Source organism: Phytoactinopolyspora endophytica (assembly GCF_004138495.1).
Lineage (GTDB): Bacteria > Actinomycetota > Actinomycetes > Jiangellales > Jiangellaceae > Phytoactinopolyspora > Phytoactinopolyspora endophytica.
Map to the genome: position 1 here is coordinate 241,437 of NZ_ML142855.1, position 3,780 is coordinate 245,216.

Annotated in this window: 4 protein-coding genes; all 4 read left to right on the forward strand. The window is 67.1% G+C overall.

Annotation, left to right across the window (positions count from 1 at the left end; genetic code table 11):
* A partial coding sequence (locus tag ELR45_RS15935) for a DUF6286 domain-containing protein (protein ID WP_205856688.1) occupies positions 1-409 on the forward strand: 409 nt, incomplete at its 5' end.
* Positions 406-990: an Asp23/Gls24 family envelope stress response protein gene (locus tag ELR45_RS15940; RefSeq protein ID WP_129667281.1), complete on the forward strand. Its 585-nt coding sequence runs from the start codon at positions 406-408 to the stop codon at positions 988-990. The genes ELR45_RS15935 and ELR45_RS15940, both read left to right, overlap by 4 nt.
* Positions 991-1,230: 240 nt before the next feature.
* Positions 1,231-3,093, forward strand: coding sequence for an acetolactate synthase large subunit (locus ELR45_RS15945; RefSeq protein WP_276320688.1), 1,863 nt, complete (start codon positions 1,231-1,233; stop codon positions 3,091-3,093).
* Positions 3,094-3,180: 87 nt separating this feature from the next.
* A complete protein-coding gene (gene ilvN, locus ELR45_RS15950) occupies positions 3,181-3,714 on the forward strand; it encodes an acetolactate synthase small subunit (RefSeq protein ID WP_129667283.1) in 534 nt (177 codons plus the stop codon).
* The last annotated feature ends 66 nt before the right edge of the window (positions 3,715-3,780 follow it).

Genomic DNA, 3,780 nt, shown 5'->3' on the forward strand with positions numbered 1-3,780 from the left:
CGCCGACCGGGGCATGCTGAGCGTCGAGGCGCTGGAGTGGCTGGACGGGCTTCAGCCGGCGATGTGGATGATTCCTGCAGGTATCGTGGTGGCTCTGCTCGGGGTCTGGATGGTCGTCGCGGCTGTGCTGCGCAGCCCGCGGCGGACGCTTCCGCTGCGCGCCGACACCCGGGTGCAGGCAGCGAGAGGCGCCGTCGAGGTGTTGACCAAGGACACCGCCGTGCAGCATCCCGGGGTGGTCAAGGCAGAGGCAACCGCGCGCCGGAAGTCCGTCGTCGTGCGGGTCTGGACGGATGGCGATCCTGCCGTGGCCGATGAGATCCGTGGCTGGGTCGACGAACGGTTGCGCAGGCTCGCCGATGCGCACGATGTGCGGATCGTGGTCCGAACGGTGGCGGCAAAACCATGAGCTGGGCAGCGGCTGCGGCGGAGCGGATCGCCGTCCTGGTGGTCGGCCTTGTGCTGGTCGCCCTCGGTGCGGCGGCCGCAGCATGGCAGCAGGGATGGCTGCCGGATGTCGCTGATCGGCTGGACGTCCAGACCGCCGTGGAGTGGACCGGGGAGAGCTGGTGGCCGTGGGCTGTCGGCGGTGCGGGCGTCGTCCTCGTGATTCTCGGTCTGCTGTGGGTGGCCGCGCATGCGCGTCTGCGTACGGTGGGACGGATGCGGCTGGACGGTTCCGGCCGGAGCGGGCGGCTCACCGTCGACGGCTCGGCGCTGATGTCCCCCGTCGTACTGGACCTGGAGGCGACGCCGGGGGTGCGGGACGCGTCCGGCCGGGTGCTGAGCGAGCGCAAGGAGTCCGTGATCGAGTTGCGCGTCAAGGTCGACCCGGGTGCGGATCTGGACGAGGTCGCCGACGCCACGGAACGCGCGTCGGTCCAGCTGGGCAGGCTGCTGCGGGCGGATCCGGCGAGTGACGCCGGGGTGACGTTCCGTGCCGTGCTGACCGGCGGCGGATCGAGGTCGAAGATGAGTAGGGTCCGGTGAGCTCCGGCCGGAAGCACTGCATCCCGGACCGTGCCCAGTCCCGTATCCCGTATCCGGTAGCCGTATCCGGTACACCTACGCTGCTATCCGGGATGCGGACGGTTAGTCCGTATGTTGAGAAGTTATCCGAGTCGCTTGACGTGGTCACGGCCCATGCGTGATGGTACTTGCGTGCGATTCGGCATTCTCGTAGTACTTCATTAGCGCGTTCGGGCGACACCGCCCAACGCGCTACCCCTCGTGAGCCTTCGGGCCGAGGGGTTTTTTGTTGCTAGGAGAGTTTCGAGAACCCGGACATCCGGTCGAGGAACCGACGGAACGAAGAAGAAGAGGCCGACCATGGTGCAAGGACACAGCGACGACGCGGAGACGATGACAGGTGCCGCGAGCCTGATCCGCTCGCTTGAGCGAGCTGGTGTCGACACCGTATTCGGTATCCCGGGCGGAGCGATTCTCCCCGCCTACGACCCGATGTTCGACTCGCAGCAGATCCGGCACATCCTGGTCCGCCATGAGCAGGGCGCCGGCCACGCCGCCGAGGGATACGCTCTGGCCACCGGTCGCGTCGGCGTCTGTATGGCGACCTCTGGCCCGGGTGCGACGAACCTGGTCACGCCGATCGCCGACGCGCACATGGACTCCGTGCCCATGGTCGCCGTGACCGGTCAGGTGGCCAGCGCCGCCATCGGCACCGATGCCTTCCAGGAAGCGGACATCCGCGGCATCACGATGCCGATCACCAAGCACAACTACCTGGTGACCGATCCGGCGGAGATCCCGCGCGTCGTCGCCGAGGCGTTCCACATCGCCTCCACCGGCCGTCCCGGTCCCGTCCTGGTCGACGTCGCCAAGGACGCGATGCAGGCCCAGACCACGTTCGCATGGCCGGACACCCTGGATATGCCCGGCTATCACCCGACCACCAAGCCGCACGGCAAGCAGATCCGGGAGGCGGCCCGGCTGATCACATCGGCGAAGCGTCCCGTTCTCTACGTCGGAGGTGGCGTGCTCCGAGCGCAGGCGTGGCCGGAGCTGCGTCAGCTGGCCGAGCTGTCCGGCCTGCCGGTCGTGACGACCTTGACCGCCCGGGGCGCGTTCCCGGACAGCCACCCACAGCACCTGGGCATGCCCGGCATGCACGGGACTGTCGCCGCGGTCACGTCGCTGCAGAAGTCCGACCTGATCGTCGCTCTCGGGGCGCGCTTCGACGACCGGGTGACCGGCAAGCTGTCGTCGTTCGCGCCGGGAGCAACGATCATCCACGCCGACATCGACCCGGCGGAGATCTCGAAGAACCGGGTCGCCGACGTGCCGATCGTCGGCGACTGCAAGGAGGTCCTCTCGGAGCTGATCGTCGCCATCCAAGCCGAGCACGCAGCAGACCGGCAGGGTGACTATGCCGGCTGGTGGACCCAGCTCAACCAGTGGCTGGACCGCTACCCGCTGGGTTACGCCACCTCCGACGGTGGTGAGCTGGCACCGCAGTACGTCATCGAGCGGCTGGGCCGGATCGTCGGTCCGGACGCCGTCTACGTCGGTGGTGTCGGACAGCATCAGATGTGGGCGTCGCAGTTTATCTCCTACGAACACCCCGGCACGTGGCTGAACTCCGGTGGTCTCGGAACGATGGGATTCGCGGTCCCGGCCGCGATGGGAGCCCAGGTCGGTAAGCCCGACTCGACCGTCTGGGCGATCGACGGCGACGGCTGTTTCCAGATGACCAACCAGGAGCTGGCCACCTGCGCCATCGAGGGGATCCCGATCAAGGTGGCGGTGATCAACAACGCCAGCCTCGGCATGGTCCGGCAGTGGCAGACGCTGTTCTACAACGAGCGCTACTCCAACACGGACCTGCACAGCCAGCGCATCCCCGACTTCGCCAAGCTTGCCGAGGCCTATGGCTGCGTCGGGCTGCGCTGCGACAAGGCGGACGACGTCGACGCGACCATCGAGAAGGCGATGAGCGTCGACGACCGTCCCGTCGTCGTCGACTTCGGGGTGCACCGCGACGCGATGGTGTGGCCGATGGTCGCCGCCGGAACCAGCAACGATGAGATTCAGATCGCCAAGGGAATGGCGCCCGACTGGGACCGTGAAGACTAACGGCGATCCGCGGTGTCCGGGCGCGCCCACCCGTACCCGGCGTCGCGGATCGTCGTCCGACCGGCCAGTGACCTAGTGAGGAAGAGAATGAGTAAACACACGTTGTCGGTGCTGGTGGAGAACAAGCCGGGAGTCCTGGCGAGGATCGCGGCGCTGTTCTCCCGGCGAGGGTTCAACATCGACTCGCTGTCCGTCGGACCGACCGAGTATCCGTCCGTGTCGCGGATGACCGTCGTCGTTGACGTCGAGGACTCGCCGCTGGAGCAGGTGACCAAGCAGCTGAACAAGCTGGTCAATGTCATCAAGATCGTGGAGCTGGAGCCGACCGCATCGGTACAGCGGGAGCTGCTTCTGCTGAAGGTGCGTACCGACAACGAGACGCGACCGCATATCCTGCAGACTGTCGAGCTGTTCCGGGCCAAGGTGATCGACGTGGCCACAGACGCGGTGACCATCGAGGCGACTGGATCGACCGACAAGCTGGAAGCGCTGCTCCGAGTGCTTGAGCCCTACGGGATCCGTGAGCTCGTGCAATCCGGGGTGGTCGCCGTCGGCCGTGGCGCGAGATCCATCACCGACCGCACGCTGCGCCCGCTCGAGCGCCTCGACCGCACCGCCTGACCCCAGCCCACAAAAGCACTGTCCGACTGAGTGAATGGAGAAGCCCGAAGTGGCTGAGATGTTCTA

Bases quoted from the DNA above. Each gene is read 5' to 3' on its own strand.
- ELR45_RS15940 (WP_129667281.1), top strand. From the start codon at position 406: ATGAGCTGGGCAGCGGCTGCGGCGGAGCGGATCGCCGTCCTGGTGGTC.
- ilvN (WP_129667283.1), top strand. From the start codon at position 3,181: ATGAGTAAACACACGTTGTCGGTGCTGGTGGAGAACAAGCCGGGAGTC.